Source organism: Candidatus Rickettsia colombianensi (genome assembly GCF_003664375.1).
GTDB classification, from domain to species: Bacteria; Pseudomonadota; Alphaproteobacteria; order Rickettsiales; family Rickettsiaceae; genus Rickettsia; species Rickettsia tamurae.
Map to the genome: position 1 here is coordinate 47,100 of NZ_RAQN01000004.1, position 18,770 is coordinate 65,869.

An 18,770-nucleotide genomic window follows, 5' to 3' on the forward strand; every position below is an offset into this window, starting at 1 on the left:
ATTGTGCTTCACTTGCTACACTTAAATAAAATTATAGTAGGGATTGATATATGGCAAGAAGTCAAGAAAATCATCAAAAAACTATAGATCCTATTATAGGAAAGTTAAAACCTAAAAGTATAGGTCTTGAGCTAGACAAAATAAAAATTACAGATCTATCAAATTGCCGATATAGTAAAAGGCTATTAACGAAGATCATGCTTATTAATAAGATTTCTAAGAACATGGTTGATCTTAATAAAATTAAAAAAGCAATATATTTTGCTAAAAAATATCATGGCGGGCAAAGAAGAGAAACAGGAGAATTTTATTATTCACATCCTTTAGAAGTAGCATATATGATTTCTGATTATTTATTTAGAACGGATATCATAGTAACTAGCATATTGCATGATTGTATTGAAGATACATTGCTTACTAAAAAATGATTATAAAAGAATTTGGCTATAAAATTGCTAATCAGGTTGAAGATTTAACACGAGTTAAAAATGATAAAAAAATTAGTTCAGCAGAAATGGTTGAAATATTGTATCAGCAGAAGAAAAAAGATTTATTATTAATTAAATTATTTGATCGATTACATAATATACAAACGGTAGGAGCTAAACATCCTAAGAAAGGATGGAAAACCATTTTAGAAACTCTACAGGTCTTTTTAACTATTGCTACTTATCTCAAGGTACCAAGAGTTGCAAGACAATTACACGCACATTGTTTAAATATCACTGCAAATTACAAAAAATTAAATATAATATACAGCTGCCTTTTCTAGCTCAATAATAATGCTAAATTATTTATATATAAAATCTTAAAGATATAAATTTTCCATTATTATCACTCCTTATATCCTCTCACATCAAACCTATTGATAAGAATAAGTTTTGTTTATACTCATTGTTTAATTTTTCTCTTGACTTAATTAATCCTCTAAACTTACGCTATGGTGTTTAGTCCTAGGGTGTAATGGTGTATATTATAAAGAATTACCATCAAGAGAGGAATTATGGGACAAATATTACACGGCTGTGCCAAAACGACAGAGGCAATACGTTTCGCAATCCAAAAGAGTCAAGAGAGCTTAAAGACTTTAGCAAGAAAATATTCTATTAATCCTAAAACAGTTGCTAAGTGGAAGAAACGAACTACATTACAAGATACTTGTATGGGTCCCAAAGAACCATCTTCTACAGTATTAACTTCTGAAGAAGAAGCTATATGTATAGCATTTTGTAAACACACTTTATTATCTTTAGATGATTGCTTATATGCTTTACAAGTTAGTATTCCCAAGCTTACTAGATCTTCCTTACATAGACTTCTTCAACGCCATAATGTTAGTAGGTTACCGGAAGTAAAAGGAGATAACAAAACCAAGAAGAAGTTTAAACTTTATCCAATTGGTTATTTCCATATAGATATTGCTGAAGTCAAAACAGAAGAAGGTAAACTCTATCTATTTGTTGCTATTGATCGCACTGCAAAGTTTGTGTATGTAGAACTTTTACCAAGATGTACCAAGACAGAAACAGCACAATTTCTTCGTAATTTAATTAAAGCTATACCTTATAAAATTCATACTATTTTGACAGATAATGGTATTCAATTTACTAACAGAACAGTAGATAAGCATGCTTGGATGCATATTTTTGATCGTATTTGCTATGAATACAATATTGAACACAGGCTAACAAAAGTTAATCATCCATGGACTAATGGACAGGTGAACGTATGAAAATGATACAGATTTTTTAATAAGCACCGGCTGAAAATTAATACAGCATACACTACGCTATCTTTAATAATTAATTGCTTAATGTTAAGATATTATTGCTGTTATTCCCTATTAAAATGTACTTTTATGACAGGGATTAAAATGATCTTGAAGCAACATAGCATAAGTTTTGGATGGTAATACTGTATCAATTTTCATCCGTTGCTAACACAATAAGCAGTGTTCTATACGAATCAAATAAAAGAAATTTATGGTAGAAAAATTAAAACATGATGCCTTAGTAAAGAAGATTTTAACTGAAAAGATAGCAGCACAGGAATTTTTAGAATATTATTTGCCATCAGATTTTAAGGATTTGATAGATTTAAGAGAAATAACAGTAGAAAAAGAGTCGTTTGTCGAGGATGATTTAAAAAGAAAATACAGTGATATAATTTATTCGGTAAAAACTAAAGAGCAAGGAGCAGCATTTGTATATGTATTAATAGAGGCACAATCTACTTGTGATTATTGGATAGCATTAAGATTATGGAAATATATGCTGCTTCTATGTGAGCGTCATATGACAAATAAAGAGAAATTACCATTAATTTGTCCATTGTTAATATATAATGGTTCTGAAGTATATATGCACCAAAAAGTTTATGGGAATTATTTGCAAGACCAGAGCAAGCAAAGAAACTAATGGTGGAGGATTACCAGCTAGTAGATTTACAGAGTCAATCTGATGATGAGATAGAGAAGAAGAAACATCTTGGGATGATGGAGTATTGTTTAAAGCACATATATCAAAGGGATATGCTAAAGCTATGGGATGAGTTTTTGAGTAGATTTAAACTAAGTATAATAATGGATAAGGAATCAGGATATATTTACTTAAAGATCATTTTTATGGTATACTGACGCTAAGATCTCTGAAGAGAAGCAGCAAGAGTTAGAACAAATAATAGTTAAACATTTATCAACAAAAGAGAAAGATAATATTATGAGAACAATAGCTCAAAAATACATAGATGAGGGAATTCAGTATGGCATAATCCAAGGTATTGAAAAAGGAAAAGCTGAGGAAAGAGTTGAAATAGCAAAAAAACTATTACCCCAAGGTTGCAGTATTTCTTTAATTTCTAGTGTAACCGGTCTTGATGAAGCTTTTATTTGTTCTTTAGAGTAAAGTGATTTTATGGTTTTTATACTTTTGGGTTTAAATCAAGTTTGTAAATTCATTTGTAATTTAGTAATAGGGAAATTACCCACAAGTTTTACATAACAGGTAAGATCTTCTAGATTCATGATTTCAGATGGCATGACTAATATTTTTCTTCTTTCTAGGTGGTTCATATTCACTCCATCACGCATGGAGTTAGCTCCGTATGAAAGACTTTCTTGAGTTTCAATAATTTCTTGCTCACCAAGCATTAAAGCTGATTTATGTGCTGTTTGTTGATCACTTACTCGAAAAATAAATTTGCTACCAAATAGAAGATCAAGCATTGAAGCTGCTCCTGCATGACCATATATCTCATCTAATTGATGAATGTTTTGCATCCCTGCAACAACGCAGCCACCATATTTCCTGCTTTCAGCTAAAGCTATTCCTAAAGAAGATATCTTTTGTAAAGCTGGTAGCTCATCAATCACAAACCACATATTACTATGAGTATTATTGATATTTCTATTCATTAATACTTTTATCGCTATGCTAATCCATGCAGCAATGAGTGGTCTCAGCATTACTCGTTGATTAGGAGTATTAGTTATAAATAACCAACCTTCCATGCTAGTAAACCACTTTCTAATACTAAACTCACCTTTAGGCTTTAAATGTTGCAGAGCTTCAATATTTTTACTAACAGTTGCTTGAATACCTGAAGAAGTCTCAGGTGCACCACTGCTAATTATACCAGATACTGCACTATTTTTAAAACTTCTTACAAATTCTTTATTATTTGCATAAAGAATAGTATTTATTAGCTTTTTGATGTCTTTACTATCCTGATATAATCTTAATCCTTCAGCTAATACTAACTCAGCAGTTTTAGCAAAAAAATTATCTAATTTAGGATTATAATTACTAAAACTACTGGCTATATCATTAAAATCCCAAATTTCATGACAATCATTCCATGGTAGCCAATGCTCAGTATTCTCTTGCAAGGGATTCAGTAACTTATCACATTTGGGATCAAAAAATCTATTAGTAAAGCTACCTGTTAAATCAATTCTTTAATGATTGCTCTACCATGCTCTTTTCTAATCTGAGGTAATAGCTCATTTATCATATTGGTTTTACCACTACCTGTAGTACCGGTAATAAGAATATTTCTTCTCTCACTACTTTGGTAATCCAGAAAAACAAATATTAGCAGCTTGTTTGTTTTTATGAAGCATTCTTGCTAAAGTTTTTGCTTCCACCAAATCTGCTCTCCTGATCTTATATTGGATAACAGCTTTTTTACCTCGATACATAAAAAAAAGATTATAGCAGTGAACATACCCACAGTAAAAGTAATAATACCTTCTTGCCAAGCTGAATGCAATAAAAATTGCCCAAATTGATTGATATTATGTGAATGCGGTGTAACATGCCAAAATTTATAAATAAATTCTTTAGCATTACGATAAACTCAAGCTTTTTGCTCTAAATAATAGAATTGAATACCTAAAGCATTCATTACATTAACATGAACTTTTTTCTTCATCCACTGAATCAGGATCAATTCTGAAGCTATACACAAGTTTATTATATATTGCGTTAGCTCTTTTGTTTTTGTAAACCAAGAGCTAAACTTCTTGTCTAGGGCTTTTCGATTGATTTTGCTAGTAGCAACAATCTTTGTTTGTTTTAATTTATTTATGCTAGGTTTACTGGTTTGGGGTCAGTATGAAGATTATTTTATTATTTACACATGTGTTTATTTTTGTACTTATGTTGGACTTTGAAAGTTTAGAACTGTATCAATTACTCGCTACTTAAGAAGCAAATTTTGCGGAATCTTTTAATATCTTTGACAAAATTATGATAATACTTTTCCTTCTAAACATTACTTAAAGACATTTATAATTCCTCAGTTTAAAACAAATATCTAATATCCTGAAGAGATTGCTCTCCATTTAAATACATATCATGGCCGTCATCTATATCTTCTAAAGAACATGGTTGCTCAATATCTTGAACACCCTGATTTTCGCTATTATCACCTCCAAAAAGAGCTGTCATCTTTTGTAATCCTTCATATACTTTTTGTTCTATCTGATATATTTCTATTGCTCTTTCTTGCATTGGAGATAAGGGTATTGTTTGTTTATACTTTTCTCCTGTAATCGATCTAGTAATGACATCAGCAAACATTAATGACCCACACCATTCTAGATCTTGCATAACTTGAATATTACTACCTTTTTCATGAGTTAAAAGTAGTTTTGAACTACTTTTATCGCTATCACAGGTTATAATATAATAAGAGTAATTTCCAGTCTTATCATTAACTAACATTGATTTGCATACTATATCAGAAGTTACTTGCAATTCTGTTGTAGGATAATTTGCTGATATTGTTTTACCAATTTTTTCTTTTATATTTGAGGTAATAGCTTTGATTACTTGAGGTAAACTTTCTAATGCACCATAATACTCGTCATCCATTAGTTCTTCAATAACAACAGGTACTTTTTTTACTGCTGCTTCAGCCAAACTTTCCTGTGCATCGTAATAGATCTTATCATCATATCCTTCTGGACCTTTACCTTGTTGTGTTTGATTATTTGGACTATATGCATTGTGTAGATAAAATGGCTTTACTATAGTAGACAATAATGCATACCCTGCTTCTTTAAGCAAATAAAAAATGTTATTTATTGGAGATGACAAACTGCTTGCTGCGTTATGTATTAATAATGCCTCACCTTCTTGAATTTCTTGAGTTGAGTGTTGCAAATGACTATTACCTTTTTCAATAAGTGGCATTCTCAAGAGATTACGAAACATTGATAAAGGAATAATACTACCTTCTAAAGAACTGATTCCTATTTGTTTGGGTATGTCAGTAATACTTACTCCATTAAGAGTTAATGTGTTATTAGCTATAGATACCTCTTGTATATCTCGTGAGAACTCAAGACACTTTTTATCATCAGCTATTGTACCTTTATGCCATATAAAATCTTCGTCACTGATACTGTGTCTGTGACCTACTTTAGCACACAATACGCCCTTTTTGATTAAGTACGTTATACCATTGATAATAGGTGTATTTGTAATAAAATGGTGTTTAATAATTGTATTACCATCACTATATTTAACTCCAAAGGTAAAAGTAATACCATTTACCAATAGTAATGCATCGTTAAAATACTTATGCTGAAAAAAACTAAAATTGATTAAGAATAGATTAGATGCAATAGTAGCACTTGTTAAATAATGTAGGTATTCAACAATTTTATTGTTATATAATATATATTTCTGCAACTTATTATTATGAGCTATTATTTCTATGAAAGCAGTATCATTACTTACAGTACCTGTCATAGAAATAATTTTATTACCATAAAAAGCCAATGTATAATCACACTTATCAGAAAATTTTATTGTTAATAATTCTTTATTTGGTACATGGTGTAAAGAGTATAGTATTTTATCAAGCTCAAGTGGTTGTGCATTATCAGTAATATGAAATTGCTTATTAGATATCTTAGAATAAGTTATTGCGTGTGTATTATCTATACATCTTGCCATAATAAATTTCATATTAGCATCAGTATCTATGACCCGTATATTATTTATTAGTTGGACATTAAATACACTAGTGTTATTTAAAACGATTTTTCCTAGAGCGTCATCAGATTGTCCTTCTGCATTTAATATACTAATATGCCTACCATGTAAAACTAATTTACCAATATACCATCCACTTGGTTGCATTATGAATATGGTAAGGAAATCCTTATAATTTGGAATAATCATTCTTCCTATAGAATCAAATAATATATCAAAACCTCCTGTACCTAAGCTTTGACCACTTAACTTTCTTCCAACAGTGATATTGAGATGAGTTAGTATAATAGACGTATTGTGTGTATAATCAGATATTTCAAATGGAGTGAGTTTTCCTATAGTATTAGAATTAACAATATAATTGGTCTGAATCTTGGTATTATGAGTTGCTATCTTAAATGTTGCTTTGTGAGAGTGCTTTATCATTAAGCGCATAGGACTAAAATAATCAGTATTATGTAGTAATATTGTTAATGAGTAGTGGTCAGGAATATTTGGTTTCAAATGAGCAAAATACTTATAATGATCTGCGTTTTGGTAATAACTATTATTTACATATTGAAGATGATTTTTATCAAGGTGATTTAATCCTTCAAAATTAAAATTCAAATTGGTATCACCGTGTACCTTAGGGTCAAATAACATAATCATGTTATGACGATATGGGCCATTGAACCATATAGCAGATGTAACAGAACAAGGTCCAAAAACCCCATCACCGCTACACTTATCCCATATAGTATCATTGCGGTATATTGCTGACATCCCTCCTTCTATCCTAGCAGACTGAGCTAAATATATATCAGGGTCATTGTCATTTTTAATTGTTGTTGATGCAACCCTTTCATATTGAGTGGTAACTGTTCCACCATCAGATGCGTGGATACAAGAATTAGACAATTTAATAGTGCTCTCAAATATATTATGTTCTTGATGTACTTTAGTAGGCACAAATGTAATGTTCCTATTTTTAGGGACAACGTTAAAAATTTTTTGATACCAAGTTTCATAATCATATCTCAATGAGTAAACAGAATTGAGTCTAAATCCTCCGTATTCACATGTTTCGCCAAAGTTACTTGATCCTCCTCTGTACACATCCAAAGGATTATAAACTCTAGTACAAATAGAATTGTGATTAGCTATATAATTTTTTACTTCTTGTGGCACATAATTTTCTTCAATTTTTTGCCACTGTACATCAGTTATGTCGGGTAGATGTAAGAGAAGCCAAGCAGCTGGTAAGTTAAACTTTTCTAACAACTGTAATTGTATATTCCGAAGATCCCTCTCTTGAAATATTATTGGTAATAAGTCCTGATCAAATCCTAAATTTATTAAAAATGCTTCCCATAATGAGGTATCAGGTAAATGATATTGGTTACGTAAAGCTATTGCACCATAAAACATTTGTTCAGCCATTAATCCTATCCATAAAGGACCTGTTTCAATTCCAAACATTTCAGCTAACATTAATCCACAAGTAAAATATTGCTCTCCTAAATGGTGTCGTATATTACTTGCCTCTATTGAATCAGGTGCTAGAGTACTTAATTTTTTGTGTAATTCTGATATTGAATAGAATGTTACTATTTTAAATATAATACTATTAATTGGCATTTTACTTAACAAAGTATGATTTAGCAACATATCTCCACCAATCATACCTATAGTTTTGCTTAAGTTTTCAATATTACCGGTATTAACTGAACTGATAATATCTGGTAATAAAAAAAATGCTTGTGTGCTCACAGCTTTTAATACATGAAGCTTATTATAACTTTCAGTATGTAACTGTTTAAAATGCTCAAGGGATTTTTCTCTTATCTCTTGTGGTATTATATCCTTATAACTTATATCTCCAGCATGACCATCCTCAAATTCATTCCGTAATATTTCAAATGAAAGGTTACTCAGGTCACGTATGTCCGATATTTCAGATGATTTTATACTTTTTAGTACTTTGTTATTATAATCTTGTAAAATGTGTTTATTACTCTCGGGTACTAGATCAAGACACAAAGTATCTACTAAAATATTGTATTTCTTAATTACTTCTCCTAATACTTGTATTTGTTGTTGTGTTAAAGATGGTAAGATTTTATGCAGCATATTTGCTCTAAAAGTAAGCTTATCATTATTTAAGCGGAAAAAATTTGTGTCTAATAATGTCACATCTGGACTATGATTATTTATAAAAAATAATTCCCTTACTATCTCTGCAGGTAAAGATTCAATTAATCCAAAATGTTTTCTATACAGTAACGTTAAATCAGAAACAACTTGATCAGGATTCCAGAATTTTGCTTGCTTTATCTCATTGATAATTTCTACTGGCATATTTTGCTTTAAAGTAAACAAGTCATATTCTATACTATTACTATACAATTTAAAAAATGCTTCAGCATATAATTCTATATCTGTAAAACTTATTCCTTCTTTAGTTTGAAAGCTTTTCCTATAGTTCAAATCTTGACTATATATATGATAACGATTTCCATCATATGATGCTAGCAACGATTGTTTTCCATTATCAAATAACCAAGCACGACGTGAGAAATCAACCTCTGATCCCACTAATTCTAATAGCTCATCTCTAGGATACTTGGTTAAAAACTCTTGAGCCTTTTGATAATGATCTTTTAACAAATCTTTCTCTCTTAAACTATAATTTAACTCACCCTCGCTAATGATATCTCCTATATGTTTGTTATATGTTAAAACATGCTCTAGCTTAATAGGTGATCTATCACCTTCGTTTGCTTCTAAAGAAAAAAGACATGCAATATTTGCGTATAATCGTGCATTAATTTTAGTAGCATCTACTACATTTTCTTCCAATGGATCATATGGAAATATCTCTTTACTCTCCTCTTCTTGACATAAATCACGCTTCAGACGTTTCTTACTAGAACAACTTGAACCAGATGGTTGTAAGCCAATATTATCTTTTTGTTCCTTAAGATTTTCTAGCTTAAACCTTACTTTCTTTAACGGTGAATTACCACCATCTAGGTCTTTCCTCTTTAATGTCCCACTTGTACCAGCTTTTTCTCCGATACTAACTCTACTACCTTCTTGCTCAGATTCCATGTTCCTATCACTACTACCTCCTTCTATTATAATTCTATGCTGAGTTTCTAAATTTTGTACAGACCTTTCTAAAATAGCATTTATTTCTTCTTGTATAGCACTAACTTCTCTATCTATTTGTTGAATCCTTAATTTTACTACTTCAACAAACTTGCTAATTTCTAATTCTTCCTGACTTATTAAAGGTCCACACTTTTTTTTAGAATATGCTATATTTATATCCACATTATTAAATAATTCTTCTCTATTTAATATAGACAAAAATTGTGTTGAATACTCATAATTTGTTAAAGGTAGTATTTTTATTTCGTCATTTTCTACAGCTATGATGGAAGAAGAGGTTATTTTTCCAGAATCACTTTTTAATCCCATTACATAGAACTTTTTAGTAATTTGTAATGATTGTAGTGTAAAAAGATCATGTTTTAACTGATTTATTAACTTAGTTTGTTGTTCTTGTTTTAATCGTTCAATACGCTGTGTTTTTTGCTTTTCATCTAAATCATCTTCATATTCTACTATATCTACATCTACTAGATTATTGCTGATTTCATTTGACAGTATTTTTTCAATATTTTCCTTATCATATAATTCTGCCAATATCTGATCTGTATCAATAGAATCACTGTCCGATCTTCCGGGAGATAATAACCTTGGATCTAAATTCGAAATAGCACTATTTAACGATGATACACCTTCACTTGAACGTTCATCAACTAATATGTCAGGATGTTGTAATACATACTCCTCCCAATCTTTTTTCCATTTATCTTTTTGAACTTTACTAAGTTTTTGTGCCTCAATTAATTTTATGCCAAATTCTTTTTTAGTTAAATATTCCTTTTTCCAAGTTCTGTATTCATATTCATATTCTTCTTGTGTGAAAAATGATAATGCTTCATTGTCTGATTGTTCAAAAAGTCTTAACCATATTCTTAACATTTCAATGGCATCACATACTATTGCATCAAATTTCTCATTACTTATATTATTGTTTTCTATATCTAGTACTTTAAAGTAATTTTGTGCTATTTTAGTTATTGTACTTTTAAAATTTCGAAATGATTTATGGGAGGATTTATATATGTCCTCCAATTTTGTATTAAATTCCTTGATTTGATGACCTTCTTCTCCAAAACTCTTATGTGTTTTAGCCAACTTATAAGTAGCTTCTGCCCTTTCATTCCAGTGAGAATATATAAAGGGGATTATACTATCTTCTAGTAATAACCTTAACTCAGCATTAGAAGTATTACTGCTGGCCTTACTAATCTCATCTTTTAAAAATTTAAAAATTATATTTTTCTCATAATCTCTTCCATATAAGTAACATAATTTATTAAATATTTCTTCAATATTATCAAACTCACGGTTACCTAGACTATATTTTAAAGATTTTAAAAAAATAGATACTGGTATAACATGATTATTTTCATTACCACCAACAATTCTATCTAACTTATTTACCTGAACTTTAAGTTTGTTATTTTCTTTTGTTATAGATAAGTTTATTTTAAGTTTATCAGTACGATATTCCTTTAGTTCTTCAAGTATCCTATCTCTTTGCTTAGTAGATGAGGCAAGCGTCCATAATGCTTTATTTATTGCTGAAACATCCTGCTTTCTCACGTTATCATATCTACTCTGTAAACTCTTAATGTCTTTTACAAAAGATCTATATGTTTCATCTGTTCTATCAAAATCATTAGGATTCATTTCATTAAAATCTGGATCATGTACTGTATCATCACCATCACCTCTCTCAATATCACTTCGATTAATTATCCCGATAGAGGATTGTATATGTTCCTCTAGCACACTATCATTAAATAAATCTTGTAATTTATCTTCTGTTATGTTATTGTTTATTCTAGTACTTCTATCTACATCTTTTAAGTATCCTTTTATTGTATCTAACCTTTTTTCTCTAATAAGTACTGATATCTCTTGTTGAGTTATCAATGAATTTTTATTAATAGAAACCACTCCTAAATGACTCAAAGCATCAATCATTTTGCCATTTAGTTCTCTTATTGCTTTAGTATTGAGTTGCTCAGGATAATATTTATCCTTGTATTTTATAAACTCATCATATAATTTTTGAGCATCTTTTGTAGTTCTAAAAAAATCTAAAATTTCTTCGGCTTCTACCTGCAACCACCTATTTAAGCAATTTTGTACAATCTCACTATCAAATACAGATTTCTTGTGTATCTTTAATATATTTGATATGTAGGTTGCTGAGATTTTTATCTTGGTGCTGTCATAATATCTCATCAAATCATTCTCTATAAACCAAGCGGCAATTGTTCTTAAGTTTTGAGATCTTATACTATTATTGTCTATATTAGAAAAATAACTATTAATTGCTATAACTAAATTTGTAACTTTGCCATCTGGAGACATATTATTTCCTCTTTGTTTTTTTTATAATTTATTCAATATTACCTATTAAAGATAATTTAATATTTTCTTGAACAGCATTCTCAGCACACATAATATTATCTTCTACATTGATTATAGATGAGGTATTTTTACTCGCTTCTCTATCTAACTTATCTTGTTCTGTATTATCTTGCTTAATTCCTTGTAAATCACCATTAGTTACACTAATCATTCCCATTAATACATTAGTGATTACTTGATCATTAGCATCACCACTACTATCTACTACACTTATCTTGGACTCTATAAGCTCCATCAGATCTTTAGATCTGTTTTTTTGTCGATCCTCGGGTAAATCTTTAATGATAGAACATTGTTTTGCCCTCAACTGGTCTAAAAGACCTGGTACATTTTTTATTAAAAATACATACCCATCCAAGCCTTGGAAAACATTAATGTTATATTCTTTTTCAATTTCTTTTTTTTTATGATGCGATAATTTGGGATCATTTAAATAATACTTGTAATAACAATTGTCAAAAAAGTGTCCCCAAAATTGATAACTTATTTCCTTATTAAAATAATCTACTAACTTTACAAAATCTTTGGACTTATCTTTAGCTTCTTTAAATAGTTTTAGATCCCATTCTTTTACTGCCTCTGCAAAAATCTCAATAGCTTCATCATCATTTGATTTGACTTCCTTGTTATTACATGTTCTCCCGTCATTATCTACTACACTTATATCCCAAGATAATTTTTTTCCTTCTTGTTCACTTTTTTTAACCACTTTAGTAACTAGTTGTTCCACTACTTCACATATTATTTCCTTGCTCTCGATAGCATTCTTTATTGCGTCTACAACATCTAGTACTTCATCTTCTATACTACTATAATCATATTCCATTTCACTATTTTGACACTCAGCTTTATACTTACCTATGATTTCTTGGTGAATACTTCTATAACTATTACTTGATTCTTCTAAAATATCTTTTATACTTTCATCTATATTAGTTGAATTATTAACGTTGTTTATTCTTAATTTTATCACTTCTATAAAGTGACTAACGCTTATTCCTTCATTTGTGATTAATACTCCACATTTTTTCTTAGATAATATGTTAATATCTATATCATCAAATACTTTATTTTTATTTAGTGTAATAAAAAAGTTAAATGCACAATCATAATCAATTAAAGGTATTATTCTGATTAAGTGTTCATCATTTTGTATAAAGGATCTAATAATAAAAGAGGCTACAATATTATTATCTTTTTGTCCTAGTACATAGAATTTTTCAGTTAATTGTGATAGTTCAAATTTGTAGAGATCATATTTTAATTTCTTAATAAATTTTTGTTGTTGTTTATCCCACTGTTTTTCTTTGGGTTTAGAAACATCATAATCTAATATGCCTATATCTATAACTTTATCTTTTATATGGTCTGATAATATTAGTTTAATATTGTTATTGTAATAAAGTTCTGTAGTGGTTAGCATATAAGAGCTTTGATCAGTTAAATATTTTTCAGTATCATCTGCTAGTTTACTTTTTATTGCATGTTTGATTGCACTATCAAATTTTCTTTTACTCATATCCTATAATCTTTTATTAAGTTTTTCTATATGAGATTAAAGTACTTCAATACTTTGCTTATCTCTTCTCAAAATAGCAGCTTGTTTTTGGCTCATTCAACAATACAGTTTATGCACAATCTTTGCTACTAAACATGTTAGTACTAATTATAACAACTTATCATACACTAATTTTAGTGTTACATTAAAAATCTAATTTGTATAGTAAAATAATGTAGTGGGCGAAATTTTTTTCAGGTTGAGAAATTTCTTGCGGGTTGGGGCAAAAAATTTTTCGTGTAGTGCTGAAATTTTCGTTTTCAGCTGAAGATTTATGATTATAAGGCTGGAAATCTTTTACACAAGGAGTGTTACGACATTTGATACCATATTTAATGATTGTTGAGGTAGAAAGATTGATGGACCCAGATTGTTCTAGTTCGAGTAGAAATTGTCTTAATCTTCGTTGACAAACACTCAAGTGTTTTTTAAAGAAATGATAGGTTTCCTGCAGTTCGTCTATAGAATTGTTGTAGTAGATTTGTAAGCGGAAGACTATTAAAGATAGTAGCTGTCTTGCAGTCTTACTTAATATCTTACCATTATGAGATGAGAGATTACTCCATTCAGGTGGGATAAAGTTACCGACAACATTGTAGAAGATAGTGGAATTTTTATCACCGTCGTCATGGGTTACACAATCAGAAGTGAAATGTGAGCAGCATATAGTGTGCATAAGACCTCAACTTAAACATCAGTTTATAAGAGGCACACAAGGCAATTATAGTACTATTTTTTAAAACGTGGCATATAAGCAATATAAGGAACTTTAAGAAAAAAGTAGATAATTATGGGAAGCTTAAAATCGTGAATTTAGTATTATAAATTTTAAAGGTAATGTATATAGAAAAGTTTTTATTTTGTAAGCATCTGGGTAATGCTAAGGGTAAAGGCGGTCTAAAAGCAAAAGGTTTGTAGTATTATTCTGTAGTATTAATAACACAGGGATAATAGTGTGATGAATATTAGAAGAAAGAATATTACAGCAGAACAGAAAGCACAAATAATTAGTGAATCATGTATTCCAGGGTGCATTATATCAGAAGTTGCAGGGTCTTATGGGATTTCGGAGAAGACATTATATGGGTGGCGTAGTAGGGGTAAGTTTAGCAGAAGACAAGAAGAAGTATCTAATAATTCAGGTAATAAATTTGTAGAATTATTAGTACAAGGAAGAGATGTTAGCAACGGATAAAAATTGATACAGTATTATCATGCAAAACTGATGCTATGTTGCTTCAAGATCATTTTAATTCCTGTCATAAAAGTACATTTTAATAGGGAATAACTGCAATAATATCTCAATATCAAACAATTAATTATTAAAGATAGCGTAGTGTGTCCTGTATCATTTTTCGGCCGGTGTTGACAGAGGAGAGAGAATACACTATTTAAAAAAGCAGAATTAACCTTTAGTAAATTTTCTTTATTAATTGAGGGGAATATTAGTAGCACAAAGCCCTTGGAGATAGTCAAAATATTGGACAGATCATGCTAGGTAGGTTCAGATAGCAGAATATATCTCTGTACTGGTTACACTGACATGCGTAAGGGCATTAATGGTTTATCGTTACTGGGGGCACAATCAATATTGTCAGATCAGTTTGACAAGAGTGTTTTATTTGTCTTTAGGGATAAAAAGGCTGACAGAATACAAATGTGGAATGGTCAAGGTTTTTGTTTATATTAATGTCTTGATAGCGGCAAATTTATATGGCCAAGGTTGATAAGAAGGAATCTATTGGAATTACTAAGGCCCAGCTAGCAATGGTAATAGAAGCTATTGACTGGCGTAATCCAAGATGACTTCTTCTCCCTCGATTGATTTGGGTAACACGTCTTATAGCAAGTAATTTATTTGATCTTGACTTCAACATCAATTTCTGTAAACTACGTACTAGTTTTATATTACCATTTGCAGATGCCCTATAGATACGTCTACGAAGATTATTAACCTTTTTATTAACTTCTTGCCAATTTATTGCATGCCAATAAATTTTCTCAAAGTTATTATTATCGGTCTTAATTGTTACATTTGCATTGCGCATCTAACTTTTCCAATATAATTCATAATCTTGTTTACTTATCTAGGGTAAATCACCAGTCTTAAGTCAGCATCATTTCTGATTAGCACATAATGCCTATACACCCAGTTATTTATTCCTGTAGCCTTTCAGCTTAGTGTCATTAGCTTTTTAAGACCTCTCTTACCTACTACCAGTTGCCAGGTAATAGGCTTACCACGTTTCACTAATTAAAGATGCGTTAAGTTGGTTATCTTCTTTATACCGGGGAACTGGCATTTTTAAAGAAGGTCGCGTCTGCCTTCTTACAGTTAAGCTTTTCAGCTTTATCCCTATAATAGATGTTATCTGGAGTATCTACTTTTATATTTACGATATTTTCCATACAAAGATTCACTTTCGTTTAACCAATTTTAACTTTACTTTGCTTCTATTTCCCATCCAGATTAGTAGTTTAGTTAAGCTTTCTATCGCGCTTAGTACCAGATCGTTGCCAATCTCACACCGCAATAGTAGTAATTAGGTCTAAATGCAACCTAGCCACAATATACTTGCAGACTTTATTTTAGTGCCATCGTGTCGCACTACGCAATATATAAACCTGAAGGTTTATTATTTGCTTATTTGTGCTGATTCAATGGATGAGCAAAAAGCTCCATGTTAATATCAATGACAGATTGAAGAAGATTGAAACTAATAAACTATGGCAATACAGTTTGCAAGAATAGAAATAGTAGGTAGAAGCTCAGGAGGAAATAGCTGCTGTAAAGCTGCTTATAATGCCAGGCTGATTATTAAAGATGAGAGAACTAACATTACTTATAATTTTAGCAAAAAAGGCGATAATGTTTACCATGCAGTATTATTACCTAGCCATGTAGATCAGAAATTCAAAAATCCAAGTATCTTGATGAATGAAGTGGAAAGGAGTGAGAAAAGAAAAAATAGTCAATTATTAAAAGATGTAGTTATAGCTAGCTCTACCTGATGATAAGGAATTAGATTTAGAGGATAGAATAACTATTACCCATAAAATAATCGAAGAGATGGGATGGGTAAGAAATGGTCTAGGAGTTCAAATTGATATTCATCAGCCACATGATGGAGAAAAGAATTGGCATGCCCATGTGCTTGTTACTACCAGAAGATTTGCAGAAGACGGTAAAACGTTAGGAGCTAAGGCAGTAGATTTAAATCCTAAATTTGCCAAAGTTAAGGACAAAGCATTCATTATCCCAGAAGGGGAAATAATTCATGAGAGAGCTAAAGAAATAATCAATAAATATTTTGCTCAGTTAGGTCTAGAAAATCGGGTAGATCCAATAAGTTTTATGCCACAGCAACATGTTGGTCCTACTAGAATGCGAAGTATTATCAATGAAATAGCTGAGCAAAATAAAATATGTAAATTAGCTCATCTGGAAATTATCAAAGGAGCGGATGGGGTACTTGATCGTATTATTCGTCATCAATCTATTTTTACTAAATTAGATATAGAAAAAGCAGTAAAAGAGATTAAAGAAGAAGCAGAAAAGCCAAAACTAATAAGGGAGGTATTAAATTCAGATAGGCTGGTAAAACTATATAATGAAGATGGCACTGATACTAAATACTATACTACTAAAGATATACGGGATGAAGAATTAAGGATACTAAGAATAGCAGATAAGATCAATAGTCAGATTCATTTTAATAACGTTATTAAGCTTAAGAGTGATATCGATAATCTTGCAAGTGTTAATGAAGCACAAAGAGCAAGCCTGCATCATATATTAATTAATAGTCAAGGTATTAGAATCCTTCAAGGTAGGGCCGGTACTGGTAAGTCACAAGTACTTGCTGAGGCTTATAAAATTGCCACTAACTATGGGCAAAATATTATAGGACTCGCTCCTACTCATAAAGCAGCATCGGAGCTTAAAAGTAAAGGTTACCGGCAATGTTATACAGTAAAAGGTTTTTTATTTAGATTGTATAATGGTAAAGCTAATCTAGCAAGAAACAGCCTGCTCGTAGTAGATGAAGCAGGGATGGTAGGTAATAGTGATTATTTCGAATTACTAAAAGTAGCAAGGAGTAATAATTGTAATCTGATACTGGCTGGAGATGAGAGACAACTAATTTCCGTTGAGCGAGGAGGAATGTTTGCAGTATTGGCTAGTAAATTTGGCTCGTATGAGTTGAGTAGAATTAGAAGATAAAATAAAGTATGGGCAAGAGAGATGGCTTCATGCTTTGCAAAATCAGATATTGCTTGTGGTCTGCGTTTACTTGCACAGCATAAATGTTTAAAGATTGATCATACGCTAGAAGAATCAATGGCAAGACTAATTAATGATTGGAATAACAGCAAATTTGCTCTAAATGAGCGTTTAATCATTACCATACGTAATGTTGAAGTAGATAGTATTAATCAAGGGATCAGGGAGTTACTAAAAGCTAAAGGCTTGCTTACTGGTCAAGAATATAGACGCTATCTATCGCCTAAGAAGTATGAAGATTATATGGCAGGAGATCGTATTTTGTTTAAGACAACTAATAAAGATTTACAAATAGAAAATGGTGAATTTGCCACGATAACTTCAGTAAGTAACGATAAATTTGTTACTAAAACAGATAGCGGCAAAGAAATAGAATTTAATCCTCAAGATGTAAGCTTTAAATATGCGTCTACAGTATATAAAGCACAAGGAGCATCAATTAAAGATGTCTATGTATTACATAATCTAGCAGGAAATAGCAGAAATTCTTATGTAGCGATGACCAGACACATAGAAGAGGTAAAACTCTATTATAATAGGGACAATACAAGAAATATAGCAAGTTTAATATCACAACTTAGCAAAATAGATAATAGGCTATCTAGCATTAATTTTAAAACTGTAGAAGAATTAGTAGCGATTCAAGATCAAGAAAATAAGAGTTTTATAGATAAAGTAGGTAATTGGTTTAAAGGGGTAGTAGAAGATATTAAGGATAGATTACATAGTAATGATAACTATTACCACTTAAGAGTGAGATCAAGGTCACCTGCTAAAGTAGCAGAAATCCTAAGAAGCACTAGCACAAATCTTGCCACAAGCTATAAAGCCCAAGAAGAGCGAAAAAGCTCTTCTTATAACAAGA

At 30.5% G+C, this 18,770-nt stretch carries 6 protein-coding genes and 5 pseudogenes; 6 read left to right on the forward strand and 5 right to left on the reverse strand.

Translation table 11 applies throughout. From position 1 onward, the window contains the following. The first annotated feature begins 50 nt into the window (after positions 1-50). The 3 pseudogenes from D6968_RS00880 to D6968_RS00890 all read left to right on the forward strand — a co-directional run bounded on the left by D6968_RS00880 (position 51) and on the right by D6968_RS00890 (position 2,903). A pseudogene (locus D6968_RS00880) lies at positions 51-772 on the forward strand (HD domain-containing protein). Between the two features lie 231 nt (positions 773-1,003). After that, positions 1,004-1,723: pseudogene (locus D6968_RS00885) on the forward strand (DDE-type integrase/transposase/recombinase); the annotation flags it as partial. A gap of 259 nt (positions 1,724-1,982) precedes the next feature. Beyond that, positions 1,983-2,903, forward strand: a pseudogene (locus tag D6968_RS00890) (Rpn family recombination-promoting nuclease/putative transposase). A gap of 35 nt (positions 2,904-2,938) precedes the next feature. Here the strand turns inward: D6968_RS00890 and D6968_RS00895 are convergent. The 4 genes and pseudogenes from D6968_RS00895 to D6968_RS00915 form a co-directional block, all read right to left on the reverse strand. Next, positions 2,939-4,401: pseudogene (locus D6968_RS00895) on the reverse strand (type IV secretion system DNA-binding domain-containing protein); the annotation flags it as partial. Between the two features lie 401 nt (positions 4,402-4,802). Continuing rightward, complete coding sequence (locus D6968_RS00905) at positions 4,803-11,753, reverse strand: hypothetical protein (RefSeq protein ID WP_177717131.1); 6,951 nt, start codon at positions 11,751-11,753, stop codon at positions 4,803-4,805. 277 nt (positions 11,754-12,030) lie between these two features. Continuing rightward, entirely contained in the window at positions 12,031-13,581 is a 1,551-nt protein-coding gene (locus D6968_RS00910; RefSeq protein WP_121542748.1) for a hypothetical protein, read from the reverse strand. 184 nt (positions 13,582-13,765) lie between these two features. Beyond that, entirely contained in the window at positions 13,766-14,296 is a 531-nt protein-coding gene (locus D6968_RS00915) for a hypothetical protein (protein WP_121542750.1), read from the reverse strand. 282 nt (positions 14,297-14,578) lie between these two features. Here D6968_RS00915 and D6968_RS00920 point away from each other — a divergent pair, with 282 nt between their 5' ends. Beyond that, the gene (locus D6968_RS00920; protein ID WP_121542752.1) at positions 14,579-14,815 is read left to right on the forward strand and encodes a transposase; all 237 of its coding nucleotides are present in this window, start codon (positions 14,579-14,581) and stop codon (positions 14,813-14,815) included. 321 nt (positions 14,816-15,136) lie between these two features. Further along, a complete protein-coding gene (tnpB, locus tag D6968_RS06595; RefSeq protein ID WP_410519439.1) occupies positions 15,137-15,310 on the forward strand; it encodes an IS66 family insertion sequence element accessory protein TnpB in 174 nt (57 codons plus the stop codon). Between the two features lie 19 nt (positions 15,311-15,329). On the opposite strand, the gene D6968_RS00930 is transcribed toward tnpB, so the two are convergent. Further along, the gene (locus tag D6968_RS00930) at positions 15,330-15,668 is read right to left on the reverse strand and encodes a reverse transcriptase N-terminal domain-containing protein (RefSeq protein ID WP_245969000.1); all 339 of its coding nucleotides are present in this window, start codon (positions 15,666-15,668) and stop codon (positions 15,330-15,332) included. Positions 15,669-16,347: 679 nt separating this feature from the next. On the opposite strand from D6968_RS00930, the pseudogene D6968_RS00935 reads away from it, so the two are divergent. Continuing rightward, positions 16,348-18,770, forward strand: a pseudogene (locus tag D6968_RS00935) (AAA family ATPase); the annotation flags it as partial.